A 25,228-nucleotide genomic window follows, 5' to 3' on the forward strand; every position below is an offset into this window, starting at 1 on the left:
ATTCCACGAACCCATGGCGGGTTCCGTTTCCACAAGGAGGTGGAGCGGCGGTGGCCAGCATCAAGGACGTCGCTGCCGAGGCAGGCGTCTCCGTCGCCACGGTCTCGCGCGTCCTGAACGACCACCCGTCGGTCAGCGCCGACGCACGCGCACGCGTGCTGGCCGCCGTCGGGGCCCTGGGCTACCGCCCGAACGCCGTCGCCCGCTCCCTGCGCACCGACCAGACCCACACCCTCGGCCTGGTCATCAGCGACGTGATGAACCCCTACTTCACCGAGCTGGCCCGCTCGGTCGAGGAAGAGGCCCGCGCGCTCGGCTACAGCGTCATCATCGGCAACGCCGACGAGCGGCCCGACCTCCAGGACCACCACGTACGGAACCTGCTGGACCGGCGCATCGACGGGCTGCTCGTCTCCCCCACGGACGGCGGCTCGCCGCTGATGCTGGACGCCGCGCGGGCCGGGACGCCCATGGTGTTCGTGGACCGGTGGATCCCGGGCGTGGACGTGCCGGTGGTACGGGCGGACGGCCGGAGTGCCGTACGGGATCTCGTGGCGCATCTGCACGGGCTCGGGCACCGGCGGCTCGCGATCATCGCGGGCCCGGCGGCGACCACGACCGGCCGGGAGCGCGTGGAGGCCTTCCGGGAGGCGCTCGGCGCGTACGGCCTCGAACTCCCCGACGCCTACATAGGGCAGGGCGACTTCCAGGCCGAGAGCGGGCGCCGGGTCACCGAGGGGTTCCTCGACCTGGCCGAGCCGCCCGAGGTCGTGTTCGCGGCCGACAACCTGATGGCGCTCGGCGCGCTGGACGCCGTACGCGCGCGTGGCGTGCGCGTGCCGGACGACATGGCGCTGGCCGCGTTCGACGACATCCCGTGGTTCGTGCACACCGATCCGCCGGTCACCGCGATCGCCCAGCCGACGGGTGAGCTGGGGCGTGCCGCCGTGCGCGCGCTGGTCGCCCGGATCGAGGGCCGGCCCGGGGAGTCCGTCACCCTCCCCGCCCGGCTCGTCGTACGCCGCTCGTGCGGCGAGCCCGTCCCGGCACCCACCGACCCCCACCCGGTCTCCCCGGAGCCGGACCCTGCACAGGCCCCCGCTGTGCAGCACACCGCCAAGAACAGGAGCCAGACGTGAGCAACGCGGACGAGTTGCTGCGCATCGAGGGCATACGGAAGACCTTCCCGGGTGTGGTCGCGCTGGACAGCGTGGACTTCGACCTGCGCCGGGGCGAGGTGCATGTGCTGCTCGGTGAGAACGGCGCGGGCAAGAGCACCCTCATCAAGATGCTCTCCGGCGCCTACACCCCCGACGCCGGGCGGATCATGGTCGGCGGCGAGGAGACGCGCATCCAGGGTGCGCAGGACTCCGAGCGGCTCGGGATCGCCACCATCTACCAGGAGTTCAACCTCGTTCCCGATCTGACGGTCGCCGAGAACATCTTCCTGGGGCGCCAGCCGCGCCGGTTCGGGATGATCGACCGGAAGCGGATGGAGGCCGACGCCGAGGTGCTGCTGAAGCGCGTCGGGGTCAGCGTCTCGCCACGCGCGCGGGTACGCGAACTCGGTATCGCCCGCCTGCAGATGGTGGAGATCGCCAAGGCGCTGAGCCTGGACGCGCGCGTGCTGATCATGGACGAGCCGACCGCCGTGCTCACCTCCGAGGAGGTCGAGAAGCTCTTCGCGATCGTGCGCAAGCTGCGCGAGGACGGCGTCGGGATCGTCTTCATCACGCACCACCTGGAGGAGATCGCCGCCCTGGGCGACCGGGTCACGGTCATCCGGGACGGCAAGAGCGTCGGGCAGGTGCCCGCCGCCACGCCCGAGGACGAGCTCGTACGGCTCATGGTGGGGCGGTCGATCGAGCAGCAGTACCCGCGTGAGCGGCCCGAGAAGGGTGATGCGCTGCTCAGCGTCGAGGGGCTGACCCGGGACGGAGTCTTCCACGACGTCGGCTTCGAGGTGCGTGCCGGTGAGGTCGTCGGCATCGCGGGGCTCGTGGGCGCCGGTCGTACCGAGGTCGTGCGGGCGGTCTTCGGGGCCGATCCGTACGACAAGGGAGCCGTGAAGGTCTCCGGGGCCGCCCTGAAGGGGCACGACGTCAACGCCGCCATGACCGCCGGCATCGGCCTCATCCCCGAGGACCGCAAGGGCCAGGGCCTGGTGCTGGACGCCTCGGTCGAGGAGAACCTCGGCCTGGTGACGCTTCGGTCGGCCACGCGCGCGGGGCTCGTCGACCTCAAGGGCCAGCGCGAGGCCGCCGCGCAGATCGCCGAGCAGCTCGGCGTGCGGATGGCGGGCCTCGGCCAGCACGTGCGCACGCTGTCCGGCGGCAACCAGCAGAAGGTCGTCATCGGCAAGTGGCTGCTCGCCGACACCAAGGTGCTGATCCTCGACGAGCCGACGCGCGGTATCGACGTCGGCGCCAAGGTCGAGATCTACCAGCTCATCAACGAACTCACGGCGGCCGGTGCCGCCGTACTCATGATCTCCAGCGATCTGCCCGAGGTGCTCGGCATGAGCGACCGGGTGCTGGTGATGGCCCAGGGCCGGATCGCGGGTGAACTCTCCGCCGACGAGGCCACCCAGGACGCCGTGATGGCGCTCGCAGTAAGCAACCCCAGCACAGAGAAGGAGGCCTCCCGTGGCCACTGACACGCTCAAGAGCACGACGGGCGCGGGAGCCGCCTCGGGGGGCCTGCGCCGCCTGCTGCTCGACAACGGCGCGCTCACCGCGCTCATCGTCCTCGTCGTCGCGATGTCGGCGCTGTCCGGCGACTTCCTGACGACGGACAACCTGCTCAACGTCGGCGTCCAGGCGGCCGTGACCGCCATCCTCGCCTTCGGTGTGACCTTCGTGATCGTCTCGGCGGGCATCGACCTGTCGGTCGGCTCGGTCGCCGCGCTGTCGGCCACGGTGCTCGCGTGGACCGCGACCTCGGCGGGTGTCCCCGTCTTCGTCGCCGTCCTGCTGGCCATAGCCACCGGCATCGCGTGCGGCCTGGTCAACGGCATCCTGATCTCCTACGGCAAGCTGCCGCCGTTCATCGCGACGCTGGCCATGCTGTCCGTGGCCCGCGGTCTGTCCCTCGTCATCTCCGAGGGCTCCCCGATCGCCCTGCCCGACTCGGTCTCCCACCTCGGCGACACGCTCGGCGGCTGGCTGCCGGTGCCGGTCCTGGTGATGATCGTGATGGGTCTGATCGCGGCGTTCGTGCTCGGCCGTACCTACATCGGCCGCTCGATGTACGCGATCGGCGGCAACGAGGAGGCCGCGCGGCTGTCCGGCCTGCGCGTGAAGAAGCAGAAGCTCGCCATCTACGCCTTCTCCGGCGTCTTCGCCGCCGTCGCCGGTGTCGTCCTCGCCGCCCGGCTGTCCTCCGCGCAGCCGCAGGCCGCCGACGGCTACGAGCTGGACGCCATCGCGGCGGTCGTCATCGGCGGCGCCTCCCTCGCGGGCGGTACGGGCAAGGCGTCCGGCACGCTGATCGGCGCGCTCATCCTGGCCGTGCTGCGCAACGGGCTGAACCTGCTGAACGTGTCGGCGTTCTGGCAGCAGGTCGTCATCGGCGTCGTCATCGCGCTGGCGGTGCTGTTCGACACGCTGCGGCGCAAGGCGGGGGCCGCTCCGGGGGCCGCCGGTACTTCCCAGGGAGGCAAGGGCAAGCAGGCGGCGACGTACGGACTCGCGGCCGTCGTCACCGTCGCGATCGTCGGCGCCACGTCCTTCCTGCACAACGGCTCCTCCGCCACCAGCGCCCCGAAGATGGGCCTGTCGCTGTCCACCCTCAACAACCCCTTCTTCGTGCAGATCCGGGCGGGCGCCCAGGCCGAGGCGAAGAAGCTCGGCATCGACCTGACCGTCACGGACGCGCAGAACGACGCCTCCCAGCAGGCCAACCAGCTGCAGAACTTCACCAGCTCCGGGCTCGGCGCGATCATCGTCAACCCGGTGGACTCGGACGCGGCCAGCAACTCCGTGAAGGCCGCCGACAAGGCGGACATCCCGGTCATCGCCGTGGACCGCGTCGTCAACAACGCCAAGCTGGACACGCTGGTCGCCTCCGACAACGTCGCCGGTGGCGAGCTCGCCGCCAAGTCGATCGGCGAGAAGCTCGGCGGCAAGGGCAAGATCGTGATCCTCCAGGGCCAGGCGGGTACGTCGGCGGCCCGTGAGCGGGCCGCGGGCTTCGCGAAGGGGCTGAAGGCCTACCCGGGCATCCAGGTCGTCGCCCAGCAGCCCGCCGACTTCGACCGCACCAAGGGCCTCGACGTCATGTCGAACCTGCTCCAGGCCCACCCGGACGTCCAGGGCGTCATCGCCGCCAACGACGAGATGGCGCTCGGCGCGATCAAGGCGCTGGGCTCCAAGGCCGGCAAGTCGGTCTCCGTGGTCGGCTTCGACGGCACGCCCGACGGACTGAAGGCGGTCGAGGGCGGCAGCCTGTACGCGTCGGTGGCGCAGCAGCCGTCGCAGCTCGGGAAGATCGCCGTGGACAACGCCCTGAAGGCGCTGAAGGGCAAGAAGGTCGAGGAGACGGTGAAGGTGCCGGTGAAGGTGGTCACGAAGGAGAACGTGGCCGGCTTCAGCGGCTGACATCGCTGATATCGCCGACATCGCCGACATTGGGGAACGGTGTCACTGACGTGGGGAGACAACTCATGTACGACTACGACCTCCTGGTCGTGGGGTCGGCCAACGCCGACCTGGTGATCGGTGTCGAGCGCCGGCCCGGTGCCGGCGAGACCGTGCTCGGCTCCGATCTGGCCGTCCACCCGGGCGGCAAGGGCGCGAACCAGGCGGTCGCGGCCGCCCGGCTCGGGGCCCGTACGGCGCTGCTGGCCCGGGTCGGCGACGACGCGCACGGCCGCCTGCTGCTGGAGTCGCAGCGGGACGCCGGTGTCGACACGGTGGGTGTCCTGGTGGGCGGCGCGCCGACCGGGGTCGCGCTCATCACGGTCGACCCGTCCGGGGACAACAGCATCGTCGTCTCGCCGGGCGCCAACGGCCGGCTGGCCCCGGAGGACGTGAACGCCGCCGCGTGCCTCTTCCAGAGTTCCCGGGTGGTGTCGGCGCAGCTGGAGATCCCGCTGGAGACGGTGGTGGCGGTCGTACGGAACCTTGCTCCGGAGAGCCGCTTCGTCCTCAACCCCTCCCCGCCGCGCCCCCTTCCGTCGGAGGTGCTGGCGGCCTGCGACCCGCTGATCGTCAACGAGCACGAGGCGAAGGTGATCCTGGGCTCGTCCGCTGTGGGGGACAGGCCGGAGGACTGGGCCCGGATACTGCTCGCGAAGGGGCCGCGGTCGGTGGTGGTGACGCTGGGCGGAGAGGGCGCGCTGGTGGCCTCCTCGGAGGGTGTCTCCCGGGTCGCGTCCGTGAAGGTGGACGCCGTGGACACGACGGGCGCGGGTGACGCGTTCACCGCGGCGCTGGCCACCCGGCTGGGGGCGGGCGCGTCCCTGGCGGAGGCGGCGGCGTACGCGGCCCGGGTCGGGGCGGCGACCGTGACGAAGGAGGGCGCGCAGGCGTCCTTCCCCACGGCGGCGGAGGTCGCCGCACTATGAAGAAGGCCGGAATACTGAACCGTCACCTCGCCGGTGCGCTCGCCGAACTGGGCCACGGGGACGGGGTGCTGGTGTGCGACGCGGGCATGCCCATCCCCGACGGGCCCCGGGTGGTGGACCTGGCCTTCCGGGCCGGGGTGCCCGCGTTCGCCGAGGTGCTGGAAGGGCTGCTGGCCGAGCTGGTGGTCGAGGCGGCGACGGCGGCGACGGAGCTGCGGGAAGCGAACCCGGAGGCGTCGGAGCTGCTGGCGGGCCACTTCCCCGGGCTGGACCTCGTCTCGCACGAGCGGCTCAAGGAGCTGTCGGCGGGTGCGCGGCTGATCGTCCGCACGGGCGAGGCACGGCCGTACGCGAATGTGCTGCTGAGGTGCGGCGTCTTCTTCTGAGGGGCCCGGAACGGTTTCGAGGGGGCCCGGTCCGTCGACCAGGCCCCCTCGGCCTTTCCCCTCCCGTCAGGAACCCCGCGATCCCCCCAGATCTCCCCCTCCAGAAGTCCTGACGCCTAGTACGACCCGCCTGGGCCCGAAAGGGTTGCACGGCGGAGCAAGAAATTCTTGCCTGTTTCTTGAGGGCCCCCTGCCGGGGCTTCCGGCCCCCGCTCTAGGTTGACTCCATGGGCCTCTTCGACAAGCTGACCGGAACCAGGCGCCCCGCGGACGGGATCGTTCCGTGCCCGGCCGCGGACGTGCGGGGCGGCCTGCTCGGCCTCAACCGGCCCGATGTCCCGTACGTCGTCCGCGCCGGGGCCGCGGGCGAGGCCGACCTCGTCGCCGAGTGGCGGATGACGGAGCCCGCCTGGCAGGCGCTCTTCGTCGAGTCGCGGCTGACGCGCGCCGTCCGGATCCGGATGCGGTTCGTCCAGGAGGAACACGAGGTGCGGGTCCTGGAGGAGGGGCGCGAGGTCACCCGGGTCGGGAACCCGCCCAGGCTCAAGATCTCCCAGCAGTACACCCGGGGACCGGACAGGACCGTCTCCCGTCACTACACGGTCGGGCGCGGGGAGAGCGGTCGACTCGAAGCGACGGAGACCTTCCGCTTCGACAGCGCGGAGCTGCGCGATCCGCTGCGGGACGTCGTCCTCAGCTCGGGCTGGACCTGGCGTGGCGTGGTGTTCGGCACGCTGTGAGCACACGGGTGAGGCCGCCGTCGTCCTCCTCGATGTCCCTGGCGTGCTCGAACCCGATCCGGGTGAGCAGGCGCAGCGAGGCCTCGTTGTCGGCGGCGACGGTGGCGTGTACCTCGGTCAGGCCCAGGGTCTCGAAGCCGTACGTCACGAGCGCCCCGGCCAGCTCCGTCCCCAGGCCCCTGCCCCAGGCCTCCGGGGCGAGGGCGTAGACGATCTCGTACCCGCCGGCCTCGTCGGTCCGCTTGATCTCCGCGTGCCCGACCAGAAGCCCGGCGCGCCGGACCGCCCACACGTCGAACAGGTCGTGTGCGTAGACCTTGGTGAAGATCCGCCCGAACAGGGCCCGGTCCTCCGGCTCGGGCGAAGGACCGTCGCCCATCCACCGAGACACCCGGGTGTCCTGGAACAAGGCGACGAAGCGCTCCTCGTCCTCCGGGGTGTACGGGTCCAGGAGGAGGCGGGGGGTGTGGAGTGTCGGGGGCATGAGGCGGGACGCTAGTGACGTGGGGGCGGGGCGGCAACGGGGTTTCCGCCGGACCGCCCCGTCACGCCGAGTCGTTCAGCAACCTGCCCAGGTGTTCGCGCCCGGCCTCCAGCAGGTCCGGGAGCGGCCGGGCCGTCTCGTACCAGCGCTTCTCGTACTCCCAGCAGAGCCAGCCGTCCCAGTTGTGGCGGGAGAGGACTTCGACGCACTCGGCGAGGGGGAGGACGCCCGCGCCGAGGGGCAGGGGGGTCGTGTCCTCGGCGGAGGCGATGTCCTTCACCTGGACATAGCCGAGGTGGGGGGAGAGCGCCGCGTAGGTCTCCGTGGGCTGTTCGCCGCCCAGCCAGGTGTGCATGACGTCCCAGAGCGCGCCGACCTGGCGGTGGCCGACGAGGCCGAGGACGCGCATGGCGTCGGCGGCGGTGCGGTGGGAGTCGTGGGTTTCCAGGAGGATGCGGACGCCCAGGTCGTTGGCGTACTCGGCGGCCGTGCCCAGCCGCCGGGCGGCCGTCGCGTCGGCCTCCTCGGGGGTCTGGACGTCCAGGTCGCCGCCGGGGAAGACCCGGATGTACGGGGCGCCGAGGTCGCGGGCCAGGTCGAGGAGGGCACGGATCTCGGCCAGGACGGGTTCGTCGTCGCCCGGCGCGGCGACGCGCGTGTATCCCGCCAGGCCCAGGATCTCTACGCCCGATCCCTTGAACTCGGCCGCCACCTCGGCCCGCTGAGACGGGTCGAGGCCGGTGTGGACCGGTTCCTCCGGGTGGGTGCGCAGCTCCACGCCGTGGTAGCCGTGCGAGGTCGCGAGCCGCAGGACGTCGGGCAGGGGCATGCCGGGGACACCGAGGGTGGAGAACGCGAGCTTCATACGGACGGACCCTACCCGGCACCCCCGCCCACGACTCCTTTTGGTCACTCCGGTGTTGCGTGAAGATCCAACCGCCAGTCCTGGCCGGTCAGGTCCTGGCCGAAGGAGCGGTGCGGCTTCTCCGCGACCAGCTCGAAGCCGTGGCGCTGGTAGATGCGGCGGGCCGCGCCGAGGATGTCGTTCGTCCACAGGACCACCTCGCGGTAGCCGACCTCGCGGGCGAAGTCGACGAGGGCCCCCACCAGCCGGTCGCCGATGCCCAGGCCGCGCGCGTCGGGCTCGACGAGCAGCAGCCGGAGCCGGGCGGCCCCGGGCGCGTCGTCCCGTACGCACATCACGCACCCCACCCGCCGGCCGTCCAGCTCGGCGATCCAGGTGCGGTCCAGACGCGGGTCGTGGTCCTCGCCGTAGTCGGCGACGATCCGGGCGACCAGGCCCTCGTAGTCGGCGTCGAAGCCGTACTCGGCGGCGTACAGCGCGGCGTTGCGTTCCACGATCCAGCCGAGGTCGCCGGGGACGGGCTCGCGCAGCACGACGTCGTCGGGGCTCGGGGCGCGGCCGTCCCCCAGAAGCGCCCGGACGGTCCGCAGGGCCTCCGCCAGCCGGGGCCGGTCCTCCGCCCGCACCGTGTCCAGCATCGCCCCGACCGTCTCCCGCGCCCGCTCGTCGAGCAGCGCGGCGGCCTCCCGGCCGGGCGTGGTGAGGGTGATGCGGCGGCGCCGCGGATCCCTCTCGGACGGGCCGCGCTCGATCAGCCCGTCCTCCTCGAACTTGTTCAGGATGCGGCTCAGGTATCCGGCGTCCAGGTGCAGCTGCGCCCGCAGGTCGGCGGCATCGGTGCGTGGGGCGTGGGCGAGCTCGTAGAGCACACGGGACTCGGTGAGCGTGTAGGGGGCGTACATGTGGCGGCCGTAGTCGAGCGCGCCGATGACGTTCGTGTAGAAGCGGTTGAAAGAGCGGATGTCCTGGACGGTCATGGCCTCACCCCCGGATGTTTGACTCAGTCAGAGATACCGACGAGCCGAGCCTAACGGTCCGGGACACGCAGGGCCAGACACGCACATGATCCGGATGAGAGACGACCGATGAGTTCTTCCGTATGGCGCAGTCAGAGGACGTGTTCGTGCACCGCGGGAGCGAGTGTCGTGGAAGCACGCACGGACGAAGTCCCCCCGAGAACCTGACATGAGAGACCGAGGAACCCGCGATGCGCACCCTGATCAGTACCGCGTTCGTCTCGCTCGACGGCGTCGTGGAGGCCCCCGGCGGCGAGCCCGGCTACCGGAATTCCGGCTGGACCTTCAAGCACGCCGAGTTCCTGCCCGAAGCGTTCGAGATCAAGGACCGGGAACAGCGGGAAGCCACCGCGATGATGATGGGCCGCACCAGCTATGAGGCGTTCAGCCCGGTGTGGCCCGGCATGGAGGAATTCGCCGACTACAACGTGATGCCGAAGTACGTCGTCTCCACGACCCTCACCGAGGACGAGCTCGTGAAGAACTGGGGGGAGACGAGGATCCTGCGGTCGCTCGACGACGTCGCCGCGCTGAAGGAGACGGAGGGCGGCCCGATCATCGTCCACGGCAGCGCCTCCCTCAACCAGGCCCTTTCCGACGCAGGCCTGATCGACCGCTACCACCTGCTCGTCTTCCCGCTTCTGCTCGGCGCGGGCAAGCGGCTCTTCAGCACCACGGACAAGGACGCCCAGAAGCTGCGGCTCGTCGAGCACGAGGCCTACGCCAACGGTCTGCAGAAGAACGTCTTCGACGTCGTTCGCTGACGAGGCGCGGTGGGGTGGGGTGGGGCCCGCGAAACACCGGCCCCACCCGAGCAAGCCAGATCAGCCACACCCCAGCCCGTCCGGCGATTGAGGACGAGGCCGTTCAGGCCGAAGCGGGGGCCTGGGGGCGGCAGCCCCCAGCACGGGCCGGGCAGCCCCCAGCACGGGCGCGGCAGCAACGCCCAGGACTAGGAAACCCGCGGAACCCCGGAGGACCCCCGCACCATCAACTCCCCCCGCACCGAAGTGATCCCCCCGGGCGGCGCCTCCTCACGCCCCATCGCGATCCGCCCGGCCCGCGCCCCGGCCTCCGCCAACGGCAACCGCACCGTCGTGAGTGAGGGCACCGCGTCGATACTGAAGGGGAGATCGTCGAAGCCGGCCACCGACACGTCCTCGGGGATCCGCCGCCCGGAGTCGCGCAGCGCCGCGCACGCCCCGAGCGCGACGGAGTCGTTCGCGGCGACGACCGCCGTCAGCGACGGGTCACGCCGCAGCAGCTCCAGCGTCGCCTCGTAGCCGGACCTGCGGTCGTAGCGTCCGTGCACCGTCCAGCGGGGGTCCTCCTCGATACCGTGCGCGGCGAGCGCGGCCCGGTGGCCCTCAAGGCGGTGCCGGGTGGTGGTCCGCTCCTCGGGGCCCGCGATGTAGCCGAGCCGCCGGTGGCCGAGGCCGATGAGGTGCTCGGTCAGTTCCTGCCCGCCCCCGCGGTTGTCGAAGGTCAGCGCGATCGCCCCGGTCTCGGGTGCCGGCGGCCGCCCGCACAGCACCACCCGCGTCCCCGCCTCCGCGAGCTTGCGCACCTTCGTGTCCATCGCCGTCCGGTGCTCCGCGTCCTCGATCGCCCCGCCGGTCAGCACCACGGCCGCCGCACGCTGCCGCTGCAGCAGCGTGAGATACGTCAGCTCCCGCTCCGGGGAGCCGCCCGTGTTGCAGACCACCGCGAGTCTCTCCCCGCCCGCACGGCCGCCCGGGCCGCCGATCTCGGCCTGGATCGCGCTCGCCATGATCCCGAAGAACGGGTCGGCGATGTCGTTCACCAGGATCCCGACCAGGTCGGAGGTGGCGGCGGCCAGGGCGCTCGCGGGCCCGTTGAGCACGTAGTCCAGCTCGTCCACGGCCTTCAGCACCCGCTCGCGGGTGGAGGCGGCGACGGGGTAGTTCCCGTTCAGCACGCGCGACACCGTCGCGGGCGAGACCTGCGCGCGGGCCGCCACGTCCGCCAGGGTCACCGTCATGTCGTCGTCCTCCGGTCGCGCATCTTGTCGTCGCCCTCGTACACACCCGGACCCGTGACCACGGTTCCGAGCAGGTCGAAAGCCCTGGCCTCATCTAATCCTTGGCCAAGGTTCCGACCAGACCTTAAGCCCCCGACCCCCGGTTGTTCGCCCCCTCGAACAACTCGTCCTGGTCACGGTCTTGTCCGGACCACGGTTCAGAGGCTAGCTTCTCCGTATGTAGAAAGCGCTTGCTGCAACGCTCACCAGTGGGCGTACGCGGCGCGACGACCGCGTACGAAGGGAACGACGTGACACGCAAGACGGTGCGTATCGCCATGAACGGCGTGACCGGGCGCATGGGCTACCGCCAGCACCTGGTCCGCTCCATCCTGGCCCTGCGTGAGCAGGGCGGCCTCGACCTCGGCGACGGCACCGTGCTGTGGCCCGAGCCGATCCTGGTCGGCCGCCGTGAGCACGCGCTGAAGGCGATGGCCGAGCAGCACGGGCTGGAGCACTGGTCGACGGACGTGGACGCGGTCCTCGCCGACGAGACGGTGGACATCTACTTCGACTCCCAGGTCACCTCCGCCCGTGAGGAGGCCCTGAAGAAGGCGATCGCGGCCGGCAAGCACATCTACACCGAGAAGCCGACCGCCACCGGCCTCGCCGGCGCCCTGGACCTGGCCCGGCTGGCGGACGAGGCCGGCATCAAGCACGGCGTCGTCCAGGACAAGCTCTTCCTCCCCGGCCTGCTGAAGCTGAAGCGCCTCATCGACGGCGGCTTCTTCGGCCGGATCCTGTCCGTGCGCGGCGAGTTCGGCTACTGGGTCTTCGAGGGCGACTGGCAGGACGCCCAGCGCCCGTCCTGGAACTACCGCTCCGAGGACGGCGGTGGCATCGTCGTCGACATGTTCCCGCACTGGGAGTACGTGCTCCACGAGCTGTTCGGCCGCGTGAAGTCCGTCCAGGCGCTCACCGCCACCCACATCCCGCAGCGCTGGGACGAGAACGGCAAGCCGTACGACGCCACCGCCGACGACGCCGCCTACGGCGTCTTCGAGCTGGAGGGCGGCGCCATCGCCCAGATCAACTCCTCCTGGGCCGTGCGCGTCAACCGCGACGAGCTGGTGGAGTTCCAGGTGGACGGCACGGAGGGCTCGGCCGTGGCCGGTCTGCGCAACTGCCGCGTCCAGCACCGCTCGGCCACCCCCAAGCCGGTCTGGAACCCGGACATCCCCGCCACGGAGGTCTTCCGCGACCAGTGGCAGGAGGTCCCGGACAACGCCGAGTTCGACAACGGCTTCAAGGCCCAGTGGGAGCTGTTCCTCAAGCACGTCTACGCCGGCGCGCCCTACCACTGGGACCTGCTGGCCGGTGCCCGCGGTGTGCAGCTCGCCGAGCTGGGTCTCGCGTCCTCGGCCGAGGGCCGTCGTATCGACGTACCGGAGATCGGCCTGTGACCATCCAGCTCCCGGACGCGAGCGGGTCCCTGAGGGCGTACGAGCCCCGCCAGGAGCCGCTCGCCCTCACCACCGGTTCCCCGTTCACCTCCCGCACGGTCTTCTCGGCCGCGCACGTCGTCGCCGACCCCTTCGCGGACGTGTCCCCCGACTCGCCCGCCGCCGTCGACTGGGACGCCACCCTCGCCTTCCGCCGCCATCTGTGGTCGCACGGGCTGGGGGTCGCCGAGGCCATGGACACCGCGCAGCGCGGTATGGGCCTGGACTGGGCGGGCGCGGCGGAGCTGATCCGCCGGTCTGCGGCCGAGGCGAAGTCGGTCGGCGGCCGGATCGCCTGCGGCGTGGGCACCGACCAGCTCACCGGCCCGGCGTCCCTCGCCGAGGTCCGCGCGGCCTACGAGGAGCAGCTCGCGCTCGTGGAGCAGTCCGGCGCCCAGGCCATCCTGATGGCGTCCCGGGCGCTCGCGGCGGCCGCCTCGGGCCCCGAGGACTACCTGGAGGTCTACGGCCGGCTGCTCCGCCAGTCCGCCGAACCGGTCGTGCTGCACTGGCTGGGCCCGATGTTCGACCCGGCGCTGGAGGGCTACTGGGGGTCGTCCGACCTGGACGCGGCGACGGACACCTTCCTGGAGGTGATCTCGGCCCACCCCGACAAGGTCGACGGCATCAAGGTCTCCCTGCTGGACGCCCGGCGCGAGGTCGACCTGCGCCGCCGGCTGCCCGACGGGGTGCGCTGCTACACCGGCGACGACTTCAACTACCCGGAGCTGATCGCGGGCGACGAGCAGGGCTTCAGTCACGCCCTGCTCGGCATCTTCGACCCGCTGGGCCCGCTGGCGGCGGAGGCGGTCCGGGTGCTCGACACGGGGGATGTGAAGGGCTTCAGGGGGTTGCTGGACCCGACGGTCGAGCTCTCCCGCCACCTCTTCCAGACCCCGACCCGCTTCTACAAGACGGGCGTGGTGTTCCTGGCCTGGCTGGCGGGCCACCAGTCGCACTTCACGATGGTCGGCGGCCTGCAGTCGGCCCGCTCGCTCCCGCACTTCGCGAGGGCGTACGAACTCGCCGACGGTCTCGGTCTGTTCCCCGACCCGAAGCTGGCGCAGGAGCGGATGAAGAACCTGCTGTCCCAGTACGGGGTGAACCAGTGACGGAGCTCGCGCGTTTCTCCATCAACCAGATGACGGTCAAGCAGCTGTCGATACCGGAACTGGTCGACACCTGCCGTGCGTTGGGCGTCGTCAACGTCGGCCTGTGGCGTGAGCCGGTCGAGTCGTACGGCCTGGAGGCCACGGCCAAGCTGGTCCGGGACGCGGGCCTGACGGTGACGACGTTGTGCCGGGGCGGCTTCTTCACGGCGATCGACCCGCGGGAGCGGGCCGAGGCCCTGGCCGACAACCGGCGCGCGATCGACGAGGCGGCGGCGCTCGGCACGGACACGCTGGTCCTGGTCTCGGGCGGGCTCCCGGCCGGCTCGAAGGATCTGCACGGGGCGCGGGAGCGGATCGCGGACGCGCTGGCGGAACTGGGGCCGTACGCCGAGGAGCACGGCGTCCGCCTGGCCATCGAGCCGCTGCACCCGATGTACGCCTCCGACCGCTGCGTGGTGTCGACGCTGGCGCAGGCCCTGGACCTGGCCGAACGGTTCCCGGCGCGGCAGGTCGGGGTCACCGTCGATACGTACCACATCTGGTGGGACGACACGGCCCCCGCGCAGATCGCCCGCGCGGGCGCGTCCGGCCGTATCCACACCTTCCAGCTCGCCGACTGGACGACTCCCCTCCCGGAGGGCGTGCTGACCGGCCGGGGCCAGATCGGTGACGGCGCGATCGACATGCGGGAGTGGCAGCGGTACGTGGAGGACGCCGGGTACACCGGCGCCATCGAAGTGGAGCTGTTCAACGACGGCTTGTGGGCACGCGACGGCCGCGAGGTGCTGGCCGAGACGGCGGCGAGGTTCGTCGAGCACACCTTGTGATCCAGCCCTGAACCGCGCTCACACCGCCCCGCCCGGACGTTCCGGGCGGGGCGGTGGCCGTACGCGGGGGCCGGGGGAAGCCGGACGTCAGCGCCACCCCGCCCACCAGCAGCGCGGCGGCGCACCACCGCAGCGGGCTCACCGGCTCCCCCAGGAACAGCGCCGCCGACGACATCCCGAAGACCGGGACCAGGAGGGAGAAGGGGGCGACCGTGGAGGCGGGGTGGTGGCGCAGGAGCAGGCCCCAGGCGCCGAAGCCGAAGACCGTCGTGATCCAGGCGACGTAGACGACCGTGCCCGCGCCCTGCCAGTCCATCGCGCGCAGTGCCGCCAGGTCACGGGACGGGCCCTCCACGAGGAGGGAGAGGGCCAGCAGGGGCAGGACCGGGACGGTGCTCACCCAGACCATGAAGTTGAGGGAGTCGCGGGGTGCCGCCTTGCGGGTGAGGACGTTCGAGGCGCCCCAGCAGGCCGCCGCCGCGACGACCAGCGCGAAGGCGCCGAGCGGGCCCGAGGCGCCCTCGTCCACGGCCGCCACGGCGATCCCGGCCAGGGCGATCAGCATGCCCAGCAGCCGGGTGCGGGAAGGCCGTTCGCCGAGGGTGAGGGCGGCGATGGCCGCCGTGAAGACGGCCTGTATCTGCAGGACCAGGGACGACAGGCCGGCCGGCATCCCGGCGTCCATGCCGACGAACAGCAGGCCGAACTTCGCCACGCCCAGGACCAGGCCGACCGCCACGATCCACTTCCACGCCACCTTCGGGCGGCCCACGAGGAACACCGCGGGCAGGGCCGCCGCGAGGAAGCGCAGGGCCGAGAAGAGCAGGGGCGGGAAGTGGTCAAGGCCGATCTCTATGACCGTGAAGTTGACGCCCCAGACGGCGGCGACCAGCACGGCGAGAGCGAGGTGTGAGGGGCGCATGCCGCGAGCATCGCGTCCGGCGACCGTGAAGCACCAGCGATGATTGCTGCAGAGTTGGATGAAGCATCGCTGAATCATGGAAGTGGGGAGTCCCATGCTCGACCTCCAGCGGCTGCGCGCCCTGCACGCCGTCTCCGTGCACGGCACCGTCGGGGCCGCCGCCGTCGCGCTCGGGTACACGGCCTCCGCGGTGTCCCAGCAGATCGCCAAGCTGGAGCGGGAGACGCGGACCGTGCTGCTGGAGCGGGAGGGACGGGGTGTGCGGCTCACCGACGAGGCCCGGCAACTGGCGGCTACCGCCAAGGAGTTGCTGGCCATCGTGGAGCGGGCGGAGACCGATCTGGAGGAGCGGCGGGGGCTGCCGGCCGGGCGGCTGACCGTCGCCGCGTTCTCGTCGGCGGCGCGCGGGCTGCTGCCGGGCGTGCTGGCCGAACTGGCCCGCAGGCACCCGGCCCTGGACGCCCGGCTCACCGAGGTCGACCCGCATCTGTCGGTCGACCTCGTGGCGAAGGGAGCCGTCGACCTCGCCGTGGCGCACGACTGGGACATCGCACCGCTGCCCGCCCCGCCGGGCGTGGAACAGGCGGTCATCGGGGACGACCTGTGCGATCTGCTCGTGCCGGAGGGGCATCCCTTCGCCGGGCGCACGGCCGTACGGCGGGAGGAACTGGGCGGTGAGCGGTGGATCTGCCAGCCGCCGGGGCGGGTCTGCCACGACTGGCTGCTGCGGACGCTGCGCACGGCCGGGCACGAGCCGGACATCGTCCACCAGGCCGAGGAGAACCCGACGCTCGTCGCCCTCGTCGCGGCCGGGCTCGGTGTCGCGCTGATCCCGCGGCTGGGGCGCGGTGCGCTGCCCGCCGGGGTGGTGGAGGTGCCGCTCGATCCCATGCCGGTGCGGCGGCTGTACGCGCTGTGGCGGACGGGGGCGGCACGGCGTCCGGCCATCGCGGAGACCGTGCGGGCACTGGGCGAGCAGTGGCCGAAAGTGTCGGCTCACACGCCCCGTTGAGCCACCGGTTCACCCTGCGTACCGACTTCCGGAAATCCGGCCCGCGCCGGGAACCCGGTCCGGATCCGGGCCGTCCAACGCACAGGCCCCCGGAGAGTCACCACGGTGCGGTGTCGGCCCTCGCTGCCGGCTGCGATCGCTGACCACCCTCTCCGCCGTACCGCGACCGGCGGCCCCACCGCCACCGGCGCGACCCCCTCCAACCGCGCCGGTGGCGGCCCCTGCGCGTTCCCTTGACTGGCAGAAACTTCCCGGTTATTGGTGACGTCTTGGAAGTTTCCTTCAGCGGATCCCAGCGGATCATCTCCGGAAGGAGCGCACGTGCACGACACCGGCACGGGAAGCACGGGAAGCACCGCACAGCCCTCCAGACGCACCGTTCTCGCCGCCACGGCCGGCGTCACCGCCGGTCTCGCGGCCGCCGGGCCCTCGCACGCCTCCGGCTCCTCCGGCTCCTCAGGCCCCTCCGGCTCCTCCGGATCTCCGGATGACAAGCGACTGCGCGCCCACGTCTCGCGGATGACGCTGGAGGAGAAGGTCGGCCAGCTCTTCGTGATGCGGGTCTACGGCCATTCCGCCACCGCCCCCGACCAGGCCGACATCGACGCCAACCTCAAGGAGATCGGGGTCCGTACGGCCGCCGAGCTGGTCGCGAAATACCGGGTCGGCGGCATCATCTACTTCGCCTGGGCACACAACACCCGCGAACCGCACCAGATCGCCGACCTCTCCAACGGCATCCAGCGGGCCTCACTGGGACTGCCCCGCGGGCTGCCGGTGCTCATCTCCACCGACCAGGAGCACGGGATCGTCGCCCGGGTGGGCAAGCCCGCGACGCTCTTCCCGGGGGCCATGGCCGTCGGGGCGGGCCGGTCGCGGTCCGACGCGCGGGCGCTCGGCCGGATCGCGGGCGCCGAGTTGCGGGCGATGGGCATCCGGCAGGACTACTCCCCCGTGGCCGACGTGAACGTCAACCCGGCCAACCCGGTCATCGGCGTACGGTCCTTCGGCGCCGACCCGCGGGCCGTCGCCGGGCTGGTGGCCGCCGAGGTCGCCGGGTACCAGGGCTCCGGGGTCGCCGCGACCGCCAAGCACTTCCCCGGGCACGGGGACACCAACGTCGACAGCCACACCGGCTTCCCCACCATCACGCACAGCCGGGAGGTCTGGGAGAGGCTGGACGCGCCCCCCTTCCGGGCGGCCATCGCCGCGGGCATCGACTCGATCATGACCGCCCATCTGATGGTCCCGGCCCTCGACGACTCCGGCGACCCGGCGACCCTCTCCCGCCCCATCCTCACCGGCATCCTGCGCGAGCGGCTCGGCTACGACGGGGTCGTGGTCACCGACTCCCTCGGCATGGAGGGCGTACGGACCAAGTACGGCGACGCCCGGGTGCCGGTGCTCGCCCTGAAGGCGGGCGTGGACCAGCTGCTCAACCCGCCGAAGCTGGACCTGGCCTGGAACGCCGTGCTGACAGCGGTGCGTGAGGGCGAGCTGACGGAGGCCCGGCTCGACGAATCGATCCTGCGGGTGCTGCGGCTGAAGTCGAAGCTGGGGCTGTTCCGCGCGCCGTACGTCAGCCACGGCGGCGTCGACCGGGCCGTCGGCATCCGTACGCATCTGAAGGCGGCGGACCGGATCGCCGAGCGGACGACCACGCTGCTCGTCAACGAGGGCCGGCTGCTGCCGCTGTCCCGGCGCCGCCACCCCAAGGTGCTCGTGGTCGGGGCCGATCCGGCGTCACCGTCGGGCACGACCGGTCCGCCCACGGGAGTGCTAGCGGGCGCGCTGTCGGAACTCGGCTTCACCGCCACCGCCCTGTCCACCGGCACCGCCCCCTCGGCGGCGACCGTCGCCAAGGCGGTCGCGGCCGCCCGGGACGCGGACGCCGTGGTGGCGGCCACCTACAACGTCACGGCGAGCAGCGGCCAGAAGGCCCTGGTCGAGCAGCTCGTGGCGACCGGGAGGCCGGTCGTGGCGGTCGCGATCCGCAATCCCTACGACGTGGCCCAGCTGCCGTCCGCCCCGGCCTGCCTCGCCGCCTACTCCTGGACGGACGTCGAACTGCGGGCCGCCGCACGGGTGATCGCGGGCCGGGTGAAACCACGCGGGAAACTGCCGGTCCCCGTCCAGCGGGCGGATGATCCGGAGCAGGTGCTGTACCCGGTCGGGCACGGTCTGACGTACTAGACGTACGCCACGGACCGGGCGCACTACCCCCGAAGGGCGCAAACCGTCCCATGTCCCTGGCGTGCGCCCGCGATCACGGGCCACGCTGGGGCAGGGCTTCAGGGCCCTGAGCACTCAGGGGGACGGCAATGCGCAAGACGGGTTCGGCGGGGGTGGTGGGCGGGCTGCTTCTGCTGGTCGCGCTGCTGGTCGGGTGTCAGAGTCCGTCGGCGGGGGTGGCGGAGGACGGCCGGCTGGGCGAGCCGGCGACGGGGACGGGGACGAGCGTCGCGGTCTCACCGTCGCCGACCCGGCCGTCCGGGTACGGGGCGGTGTTCCTCGCGGTCGACGAGTGCAGTTCGTTCGGTACGACGAGCTTCACCGAGGTGCCGTGCACCGGCGAGCGGGCGGCGGCGCGGGTCGTGGCGCGGCACGACGGCGCGGTGCGTGACGGACCGCGCTGCCCGCGGACCACGGACTTCGTGCTGCACATCAGCGAGCAGCGGCCCGCGTCCGACGAGGACGGCGACGGGGCGGTGCCGCGCGGCTACGCCTGTATGCGCAACCTCCAGCCGCCGCACCCCGGCGACCCGGGCGGCGGGGGCGGGCCGCGCACCATCGTGGGCGACTGCGTCTACGGCTCCGGCGACGGGCAGGTCCGTGAGACCGCGTGCGACGGGACGGGCGAGCGGAAGCCGGAGTACCGGGTGACCCGGGCGGTCGCCGGACGGGCCGACTGCCCCGGCTCGACCGTGCTGTACGTCCGGCTCGGCGGCGATCGGCCCGTGGGGTGCGCCCGGCCGCTGTGAGCGACGGCCGGGCACACCTCACCGCGTTACGGGCGCAGCGTCATCTCCCGCCGCGTCTCCCGCTTGTCGAGCTTGGCGTCGAACTTCGCCAGCGGCTTCGCCGCCTGCGGGTCGGCCTGTACCGCGGTGGAGGCGACGCCGGCCCAGTCGAGGATGCGGGCGGTGGCGAGGGCCTTCTGCTCGGGCACGAGGCCCGCGACGTTGGCTCCGTGGTTCATGCCCGGAGCGGTCATGACGTAGGAGTCCTTCGCGCCCTTGCCGACGCGGAACGGCTCCGCGCTCCACGGGTCGTTCTGGCCGTTGACGAAGAGCATCTGCCGGGCGTTGTGCCGGACCCAGGTGTCGATGTCCCGCATCGCCCCCGGCTGGAACTTCATGGGGATGTCGCGCGGGACGAAGTTGCGGGGCGGCTGGTAGCCGTAGCGGATGTACTTCCTCTCGATGTGCGGGAAGCCGATCGTCGGCGCGCCGAGCTGCGTGCCGGCCTGGTAGTAGTACGGCGTGTAGGTCGTCAGGCCCTGGTCGGCGTAGGCGGAGAAGCCGGAGATCGTGTCGACGGAGGTCCAGATCTCGTCGTCGGTGGCGTTCTTCGCGTCGGCCGGGATCTGGTCGCAGTCCTTCAGCAGGCTGTACTGCCAGTAGCCCCACACGTAGTCGAGGACGGTGGCCTCGTAGGCCTTGTCGAGGCTGCCGATGGTCGTGAAGGTGAGGCCGTTCTCCTCGGCGTGGGCCGCGTACTTCTTCTCCAGCGGCTCGCGGCGGACCAGCGCCTCGCGCTGTACGGCGTTCAGCCGGTCGCGGCACTCCTTGGTGCCGACGTGTGCGAAGAAGCGGTCGTAGGCCGCGTCCCGGTCGTTCACGACGTCGTTGGGGGCGACGTAGGCGACGACGCCGTCCATGTCGCGCGGGTAGAAGCGCTCGTAGTAGGTGGCGGTCATGCCGCCCTTCGAACCGCCCGTGGAGAGCCACTTCTTGCCGTAGACGCTCTTCAGGGCCTTGAAGACGCGGTGCTGGTCGCTGGCGGCCTGCCAGATGTCCAGCTTGGACCAGTTCGCCGGGTCGGGGCGGGACGGGGTGAAGAAGCGGTACTCCAGGGAGACCTGGTTGCCGTCCACGATCTGGGTGGGCTCGCTGCGGCGGGGCGTCGTGGAGACGTTGTAGCCGCTGGTGAAGAACACCGTCGGGCGGGCCACGTCCTTGTGCAGCACGGTGATGCGCTGCTGGAACGTGCCCTTCGACGGCTTCCGGTGGTCGACCGGCTGGGTGTAGTTCAGGACGAAGAAGCGGTAGCCGGTGTACGGCTTCTCCTCGACCAGGCTCATGCCCGGGACGGAGAGCAGCCTCTCCTTGATGTCAGTGGTGCTGCCGGTGCCGGTGGCCTCCGGCTCGGCGGCGGTGGCCGCTGACGCCGTGCCCAGTGTGCCTATGAGCACCGTGAGCGCCAGCAGCCATCTGAGCGCCTTGCGCATGCGCACTCCCCTGTGAGACAGATGTGCGCCGGAAGCTAGCGGACCAACTCACCGGAGCACCAGGGGACATAGGGAAAACCCTGTGCGCGGGCGGGGATTCAGCACAGGATCCAGCCGGTGCTGACGGACTTGGGGCCGACCCTGCCCTTGAGCCAGACGCAGCGGCGCCCGGCGTGCACGGTGACGGGGCCCGCGAGGTAGGCGTACTTGCCCTCGTCGACGACCGGGCGGTTGCCGCGCGCCTGCACGCTCACCGACATCTTCTGCTTCACGCCGGGTTTCTTGGTCACGGTCACGGCGCAGATGTAGCCGCCGCGTTTGTAGACGTACACGGTCCCGGTGGAGAACGGCAGGGTGCGGACCTTGCGGCCGGGGCAGGGCGCGGTGGTGGCGGCCTGCGCCTCGCCCGGCGCCGCCACGGCGAGCAAGCCGGAGGCGGTCAGCACGGCCAGGCCGAGCGCGAACCGCCGGCGTATCGCTCCACTGTCCACTGTTGTCCTCCCGTACCGCGTCGTGCGCGACCATCGGCGTATGGCTGTACGGACGCATGACGTATGCCGGACGGTTGCACGACCGTAACGAAGACGCCCTCGCCGGGTGCCCGTCAGCGGGACGCCCCGACCGGCTCCTCCGGCTCGGCGGCGCCGATGAAGGTCCGCCACAGGTCGGCGTAGCGACCGCCGCGTGCGAGCAGTTCGTCGTGGGTGCCGTCCTCGGTGACCGCGCCGTGGTCCATGACGACGACCCGGTCGGCGCGGGCGGCGGTGGTGAGGCGGTGGGCGACGACGAGGGTCGTACGGCGGCCCGCGAGGCGGTCGGTGGCCTGGTTGACCTGGGCCTCCGTGGCCAGGTCCAGCGCGGCCGTCGCCTCGTCGAGGAGCAGGACGTCCGGGTCGACCAGCTCGGCACGGGCCAGGGCGATCAGCTGGCGCTGACCGGCGGACAGGTTGCGGCCGCGCTCGGCGACCTCGTGGAGATAGCCGCCGTCCAGCGTGGCGATCATGTCGTGCGCGCCGACCGCGCGGGCCGCCGCCTCGACCTCGGCGTCGGTGGCGTCCGGGCGGCCGTAGGCGATGGCATCACGGACGGTTCCCTGGAAGAGGTACGCCTCCTGCGGGACGACCCCCAGACGGTGCCGGTACGAGGTGAGGTCCAGGGAGCGCAGATCGGTGCCGTCGACGGTGACCCGGCCGCCGGTGGGGTCGTAGAAGCGGGCCACGAGCTTGACCAGGGTCGACTTCCCTGCGCCGGTCTCGCCGACGAAGGCGACGGTCTGCCCGGCGGGGATGCGCAGGTCGACGCCGCCGAGCGCCTCTTCGTCGTCGCCGTAGGCGAAGTGCACGTCCTCGAAGGCGATCTCGCCGCGCAGGGAGAGGACCTCCAGGGGTTCGTCGGCGGACTTCGTCGACGTCGGCTCCTGGAGCAGCTCCTGGATGCGGCCCAGCGAGACGGTCGCCTGCTGGTAGCCGTCGAAGACCTGGGAGAGCTGCTGCACGGGCGCGAAGAACAGGTCGATGTAGAGCAGATACGCCACCAGCGAGCCGATCGCCAGCGTGCCGTTGTCGACCCGGGCGCCGCCCACGATCAGCACGGCCGCCGCCGCCACCGACGACAGGAACTGCACGAAGGGGAAGTAGATCGAGATCAGCCACTGGCCCCGGATGCGTGCCTGGCGGTAGTCGGCGCTGCGCTCGGCGAACCGCCGCCCGCCGTCCCGCTCACGCCGGAACGCCTGGACGATCCGCAGCCCGGACACCGACTCCTGGAGGTCGGCGTTGACCACCGACACCCGCTCGCGGGCCAGCTCGTACGCCTTCACGCTCGCCCGGCGGAAGAAGAACGTGGCGATGATCAGCAGGGGCAGTGTCGCGAAGACGACCAGCGCGAGCTGTACGTCGATCACCAGCAGGGCGACCATGATGCCGAAGAAGGTGACGACCGAGACGAAGGCCGTGACCAGGCCCGTCTGCAGGAACGTCGACAGCGCGTCGACGTCGGTCGTCATCCGGGTCATGATCCGGCCGGTCAGCTCCCGCTCGTAGTAGTCGAGCCCGAGGCGCTGGAGCTGGGCGAAGATCTTCAGCCGGAGCGAGTACAGGACCCGCTCCCCCGTGCGTCCTGTCATCCGGGTCTCGCCGATCTGGGCCGCCCACTGCACGACCACCGCGCCCAGCCCGAGCAGGGCCGCCGCCCAGACGGCGCCGAGCGCGGCCTGGGTGACGCCCGAGTCGATGCCGTGCCGGATCAGCACGGGCAGCAGCAGGCCCATGCCCGCGTCGGTGGCGACCAGGGCGAGGCTGACCAGCAGCGGCAGCCCGAAGCCGCGCAGCAGCCGGCGCAGGCCGTAGGACTCCTCCGGCTGGACGGCCCGCGACTCGTCGATGTCGGGGACGCCGGTGGCCGGGGGCAGCGCCTCGACCTGGGCGAGCAGCTCCGGGGTGGCGGGGCTCTCGGCGAGGGCGAGGTCCTTGCGCTCGCGGTCGCCGGTCCACAGCCGTGGCGTGACCCCGCGCTCGGCGTCGAACTCCGCGTCCAGCTCGTCCCGGACGGAGGTGTCCTCCTGGGGACAGGCGGGCTGGGTGTGGCCCGGGGAGACCGCGCCCAGCTCGTCGGGGTCGGTGAGCAGCCGCCGGTAGAGGGCGGAGCGGCGCTGGAGCTCGTCGTGGGTGCCGATGTCGGCGAGGCGGCCGCCGTCCAGGACGGCGATGCGGTCGGCGAGGTTCAGGGTGGAGCGGCGGTGCGCGATCAGCAGGGTGGTACGGCCCCGCATGACGCCCTTCAGGGCCTCGTGGATCTCGTGCTCGACCTTGGCGTCCACGGCGGAGGTGGCGTCGTCCAGGACGAGCAGGCGCGGGTCGGTGAGGATCGCGCGGGCGAGGGCGACGCGCTGGCGCTGGCCGCCGGAGAGGGTGAGGCCGTGCTCGCCGACGGTGGTGTCGTAGCCGTCGGGGAGCTCCCTGATGAAACGGTCCGCCTGGGCGGCTCGGGCGGCCTTCTCGATCTGCTCCTGGGTGGCGTCCGGGCGGCCGTAGGCGATGTTGTCGCGGACCGTGTCGGAGAAGAGGAACGAGTCCTCCGGGACCATCCCGATCGCGGACCGCAGCGACTCCAGGGTCAGCTCGCGCACGTCGTGGCCGCCGACGAGGACGGCACCGCGCGTGACGTCGTAGAAGCGCGGCAGCAGGAGGGAGACGGTGGACTTGCCGGAGCCGGAGGAGCCGACGACGGCGAGGGTCTCGCCGGGGCGGATCTCGAAGGAGAGCCCGTCGAGGACGGGACTGGTCTTGCCGTCGGCGGATTCATAACCGAAGGAGACGTCGTCGAACTCGACCGTCGCGGGGGCGTCGGCGGGGAGGTCCTTGGAGCCGTCCTGGAGCGAGGGCTCGGTGTCGATCAGCTCCAGGACCCGCTCGGTGCCTGCGCGGGCCTGCTGGCCGACGGTCAGGACCACGGCGAGCATGCGGACCGGGCCGACCAGCTGGGCGAGGTAGGTCGAGAAGGCGACGAACGTGCCGAGCGTGATGTGCCCGCGTACGGCGAGCCAGCCGCCGAGAGCCAGCATCGCGACCTGCCCGAGGGCGGGAACGGCCTGGAGGGCCGGGGTGTAGACCGAGTTCAGGCGGACGGTGCGCAGCCGGCCCGCGAAGAGCCTGCGGCCGACCTCCCTCAGCTTGCCGGTCTCCTGCTCCTCCTGCCCGAAGCCCTTCACCACGCGGACGCCGCTGACGGCGCCGTCGACCACGCCCGCGACGGCGGCGGCCTGGGCCTGGGCGTACCAGGTGGAGGGGTGCAGCCGGGTGCGGCTGCGCTTCGCGATGTACGCGAGGGCGGGGGCGACGGCCAGGGCGACGAGGGTGAGCGGCCAGGACAGCCAGGCCATGATCACCAGGGAGATCGCGAAGAGCAGGAAGTTCCCGATGGTCATCGGGAGCATGAAGAGCAGGCCCTGGATCAGCTGGAGGTCGCTGGTGGCCCGGCCGACGACCTGGCCGGTGGACAGCTCGTCCTGGCGGCGGCCGTCGAGCCGGGTGATCGTGCCGTACATCTCCGTGCGCAGGTCGTGCTGGACGTCGAGGGCGAGGCGGCCGCCGTAGTAGCGGCGGATGTAGGTGAGGACGTAGACGACCAGGGCGGCGGCGATCAGGAGGCCGGCCCAGGTGGTCATGTCCCTGGTGTGGTCGCTGATGACGTCGTCGATGATCACCTTGGTGATCAGGGGGACGAGGGCCATGACGGCCATGCCCGCCAGGGAGGAGCCGAGGGCGAGTACGACGTCCTTCGGGTGGCGCCATGCGTAGGCCCACAGTCGTCGTGCCCATCCCCGTTTCGGTGTCACACCGGTGCCTTCCATTCGTCCTGAGCTGC

At 71.8% G+C, this 25,228-nt stretch carries 21 protein-coding genes; 13 read left to right on the top strand and 8 right to left on the bottom strand.

Annotated features, from left to right (window positions below; translation table 11 throughout):
* Positions 1 to 50: 50 nt before the first annotated feature.
* The 6 genes from ACZ6I3_RS25120 (at position 51) to ACZ6I3_RS25145 (ending at position 6,692) form a co-directional block, all read left to right on the top strand.
* Positions 51 to 1,139, top strand: coding sequence for a LacI family DNA-binding transcriptional regulator (locus ACZ6I3_RS25120; protein ID WP_469417530.1), 1,089 nt, complete (start codon positions 51 to 53; stop codon positions 1,137 to 1,139).
* On the top strand, positions 1,136 to 2,656 hold the full coding sequence (locus ACZ6I3_RS25125; protein ID WP_469417532.1) for a sugar ABC transporter ATP-binding protein: 1,521 nt from the start codon (positions 1,136 to 1,138) through the stop codon (positions 2,654 to 2,656). Before ACZ6I3_RS25120 ends, ACZ6I3_RS25125 begins: the two co-directional genes overlap by 4 nt.
* Complete coding sequence (locus tag ACZ6I3_RS25130; protein ID WP_469417534.1) at positions 2,646 to 4,598, top strand: ABC transporter permease/substrate-binding protein; 1,953 nt, start codon at positions 2,646 to 2,648, stop codon at positions 4,596 to 4,598. Before ACZ6I3_RS25125 ends, ACZ6I3_RS25130 begins: the two co-directional genes overlap by 11 nt.
* A gap of 65 nt (positions 4,599 to 4,663) precedes the next feature.
* Positions 4,664 to 5,566, top strand: a complete 903-nt coding sequence (locus ACZ6I3_RS25135; RefSeq protein ID WP_469417536.1) for a ribokinase — start codon at positions 4,664 to 4,666, stop codon at positions 5,564 to 5,566.
* A complete protein-coding gene (rbsD, locus tag ACZ6I3_RS25140; protein ID WP_469417538.1) occupies positions 5,563 to 5,952 on the top strand; it encodes a D-ribose pyranase in 390 nt (129 codons plus the stop codon). Before ACZ6I3_RS25135 ends, rbsD begins: the two co-directional genes overlap by 4 nt.
* A gap of 227 nt (positions 5,953 to 6,179) precedes the next feature.
* Positions 6,180 to 6,692 (top strand): hypothetical protein, encoded by a 513-nt coding sequence (locus ACZ6I3_RS25145; protein WP_469417540.1) that lies wholly within the window; start codon positions 6,180 to 6,182, stop codon positions 6,690 to 6,692.
* On the opposite strand, the gene ACZ6I3_RS25150 is transcribed toward ACZ6I3_RS25145, so the two are convergent.
* From ACZ6I3_RS25150 to ACZ6I3_RS25160, 3 genes are all read right to left on the bottom strand, one after another.
* Complete coding sequence (locus ACZ6I3_RS25150; RefSeq protein WP_469417542.1) at positions 6,646 to 7,176, bottom strand: GNAT family N-acetyltransferase; 531 nt, start codon at positions 7,174 to 7,176, stop codon at positions 6,646 to 6,648. The two genes, ACZ6I3_RS25145 and ACZ6I3_RS25150, sit on opposite strands and share 47 nt — an antisense overlap.
* A gap of 61 nt (positions 7,177 to 7,237) precedes the next feature.
* Positions 7,238 to 8,041 carry a sugar phosphate isomerase/epimerase family protein gene (locus tag ACZ6I3_RS25155; protein ID WP_469417543.1) on the bottom strand — a complete coding sequence of 268 codons (804 nt, stop codon included), beginning with the start codon at positions 8,039 to 8,041 and terminating at the stop codon, positions 7,238 to 7,240.
* 44 nt (positions 8,042 to 8,085) lie between these two features.
* On the bottom strand, positions 8,086 to 9,018 hold the full coding sequence (locus tag ACZ6I3_RS25160; protein WP_469417546.1) for a bifunctional helix-turn-helix transcriptional regulator/GNAT family N-acetyltransferase: 933 nt from the start codon (positions 9,016 to 9,018) through the stop codon (positions 8,086 to 8,088).
* A gap of 230 nt (positions 9,019 to 9,248) precedes the next feature.
* Here ACZ6I3_RS25160 and ACZ6I3_RS25165 point away from each other — a divergent pair, with 230 nt between their 5' ends.
* On the top strand, positions 9,249 to 9,821 hold the full coding sequence (locus tag ACZ6I3_RS25165; protein ID WP_469417547.1) for a dihydrofolate reductase family protein: 573 nt from the start codon (positions 9,249 to 9,251) through the stop codon (positions 9,819 to 9,821).
* Positions 9,822 to 10,009: 188 nt separating this feature from the next.
* Here the strand turns inward: ACZ6I3_RS25165 and ACZ6I3_RS25170 are convergent, their stop codons facing one another.
* Entirely contained in the window at positions 10,010 to 11,059 is a 1,050-nt protein-coding gene (locus ACZ6I3_RS25170) for a LacI family DNA-binding transcriptional regulator (protein ID WP_469417549.1), read from the bottom strand.
* Positions 11,060 to 11,349: 290 nt separating this feature from the next.
* Here ACZ6I3_RS25170 and ACZ6I3_RS25175 point away from each other — a divergent pair, with 290 nt between their 5' ends.
* The 3 genes from ACZ6I3_RS25175 to ACZ6I3_RS25185 are packed head-to-tail and all read left to right on the top strand — an operon-like array spanning position 11,350 to position 14,479.
* Positions 11,350 to 12,501, top strand: coding sequence for a Gfo/Idh/MocA family protein (locus ACZ6I3_RS25175; protein WP_469417550.1), 1,152 nt, complete (start codon positions 11,350 to 11,352; stop codon positions 12,499 to 12,501).
* Positions 12,498 to 13,652 carry a dihydrodipicolinate synthase family protein gene (locus tag ACZ6I3_RS25180; RefSeq protein ID WP_469417552.1) on the top strand — a complete coding sequence of 385 codons (1,155 nt, stop codon included), beginning with the start codon at positions 12,498 to 12,500 and terminating at the stop codon, positions 13,650 to 13,652. Before ACZ6I3_RS25175 ends, ACZ6I3_RS25180 begins: the two co-directional genes overlap by 4 nt.
* A complete protein-coding gene (locus tag ACZ6I3_RS25185; RefSeq protein ID WP_469417553.1) occupies positions 13,649 to 14,479 on the top strand; it encodes a sugar phosphate isomerase/epimerase family protein in 831 nt (276 codons plus the stop codon). The genes ACZ6I3_RS25180 and ACZ6I3_RS25185 overlap by 4 nt, the downstream gene beginning before the upstream one ends.
* On the opposite strand, the gene ACZ6I3_RS25190 is transcribed toward ACZ6I3_RS25185, so the two are convergent.
* Positions 14,400 to 15,401: an EamA family transporter gene (locus tag ACZ6I3_RS25190; protein WP_469417554.1), complete on the bottom strand. Its 1,002-nt coding sequence runs from the start codon at positions 15,399 to 15,401 to the stop codon at positions 14,400 to 14,402. The genes ACZ6I3_RS25185 and ACZ6I3_RS25190 overlap by 80 nt on opposite strands.
* A gap of 94 nt (positions 15,402 to 15,495) precedes the next feature.
* Between ACZ6I3_RS25190 and ACZ6I3_RS25195 the strand changes: the two genes are divergently transcribed.
* From ACZ6I3_RS25195 to ACZ6I3_RS25205, 3 genes are all read left to right on the top strand, one after another.
* Positions 15,496 to 16,413, top strand: coding sequence for a LysR family transcriptional regulator (locus ACZ6I3_RS25195; protein ID WP_469417555.1), 918 nt, complete (start codon positions 15,496 to 15,498; stop codon positions 16,411 to 16,413).
* 321 nt (positions 16,414 to 16,734) lie between these two features.
* Positions 16,735 to 18,606, top strand: a complete 1,872-nt coding sequence (locus ACZ6I3_RS25200) for a glycoside hydrolase family 3 protein (RefSeq protein ID WP_469417557.1) — start codon at positions 16,735 to 16,737, stop codon at positions 18,604 to 18,606.
* Between the two features lie 128 nt (positions 18,607 to 18,734).
* Positions 18,735 to 19,394: a hypothetical protein gene (locus ACZ6I3_RS25205; protein ID WP_469417559.1), complete on the top strand. Its 660-nt coding sequence runs from the start codon at positions 18,735 to 18,737 to the stop codon at positions 19,392 to 19,394.
* Between the two features lie 26 nt (positions 19,395 to 19,420).
* Here ACZ6I3_RS25205 and ACZ6I3_RS25210 read toward each other — a convergent pair whose 3' ends face one another.
* The 3 genes from ACZ6I3_RS25210 to ACZ6I3_RS25220 form a co-directional block, all read right to left on the bottom strand.
* Positions 19,421 to 20,863, bottom strand: coding sequence for a S28 family serine protease (locus tag ACZ6I3_RS25210; RefSeq protein ID WP_469417561.1), 1,443 nt, complete (start codon positions 20,861 to 20,863; stop codon positions 19,421 to 19,423).
* 98 nt (positions 20,864 to 20,961) lie between these two features.
* A complete protein-coding gene (locus ACZ6I3_RS25215) occupies positions 20,962 to 21,354 on the bottom strand; it encodes a hypothetical protein (RefSeq protein WP_469417563.1) in 393 nt (130 codons plus the stop codon).
* A 113-nt stretch (positions 21,355 to 21,467) separates the two neighbouring features.
* Positions 21,468 to 25,199 (bottom strand): ABC transporter ATP-binding protein, encoded by a 3,732-nt coding sequence (locus ACZ6I3_RS25220; RefSeq protein ID WP_469417564.1) that lies wholly within the window; start codon positions 25,197 to 25,199, stop codon positions 21,468 to 21,470.
* Between the last annotated feature and the right edge of the window lie 29 nt (positions 25,200 to 25,228).

The organism is Streptomyces sp. NPDC041940, from assembly GCF_055589465.1.

Excerpts from the sequence above, each read along its gene's own strand:
- ACZ6I3_RS25135 (WP_469417536.1), top strand. The coding sequence starts at position 4,664 with ATGTACGACTACGACCTCCTGGTCGTGGGGTCGGCCAACGCCGACCTG.
- rbsD (WP_469417538.1), top strand. The coding sequence starts at position 5,563 with ATGAAGAAGGCCGGAATACTGAACCGTCACCTCGCCGGTGCGCTCGCC.
- ACZ6I3_RS25145 (WP_469417540.1), top strand. The coding sequence starts at position 6,180 with ATGGGCCTCTTCGACAAGCTGACCGGAACCAGGCGCCCCGCGGACGGG.
- ACZ6I3_RS25150 (WP_469417542.1), bottom strand. The coding sequence starts at position 7,176 with ATGCCCCCGACACTCCACACCCCCCGCCTCCTCCTGGACCCGTACACC.
- ACZ6I3_RS25155 (WP_469417543.1), bottom strand. The coding sequence starts at position 8,041 with ATGAAGCTCGCGTTCTCCACCCTCGGTGTCCCCGGCATGCCCCTGCCC.
- ACZ6I3_RS25160 (WP_469417546.1), bottom strand. The coding sequence starts at position 9,018 with ATGACCGTCCAGGACATCCGCTCTTTCAACCGCTTCTACACGAACGTC.
- ACZ6I3_RS25165 (WP_469417547.1), top strand. The coding sequence starts at position 9,249 with ATGCGCACCCTGATCAGTACCGCGTTCGTCTCGCTCGACGGCGTCGTG.
- ACZ6I3_RS25170 (WP_469417549.1), bottom strand. The coding sequence starts at position 11,059 with ATGACGGTGACCCTGGCGGACGTGGCGGCCCGCGCGCAGGTCTCGCCC.
- ACZ6I3_RS25190 (WP_469417554.1), bottom strand. The coding sequence starts at position 15,401 with ATGCGCCCCTCACACCTCGCTCTCGCCGTGCTGGTCGCCGCCGTCTGG.
- ACZ6I3_RS25195 (WP_469417555.1), top strand. The coding sequence starts at position 15,496 with ATGCTCGACCTCCAGCGGCTGCGCGCCCTGCACGCCGTCTCCGTGCAC.
- ACZ6I3_RS25205 (WP_469417559.1), top strand. The coding sequence starts at position 18,735 with ATGCGCAAGACGGGTTCGGCGGGGGTGGTGGGCGGGCTGCTTCTGCTG.
- ACZ6I3_RS25210 (WP_469417561.1), bottom strand. The coding sequence starts at position 20,863 with ATGCGCAAGGCGCTCAGATGGCTGCTGGCGCTCACGGTGCTCATAGGC.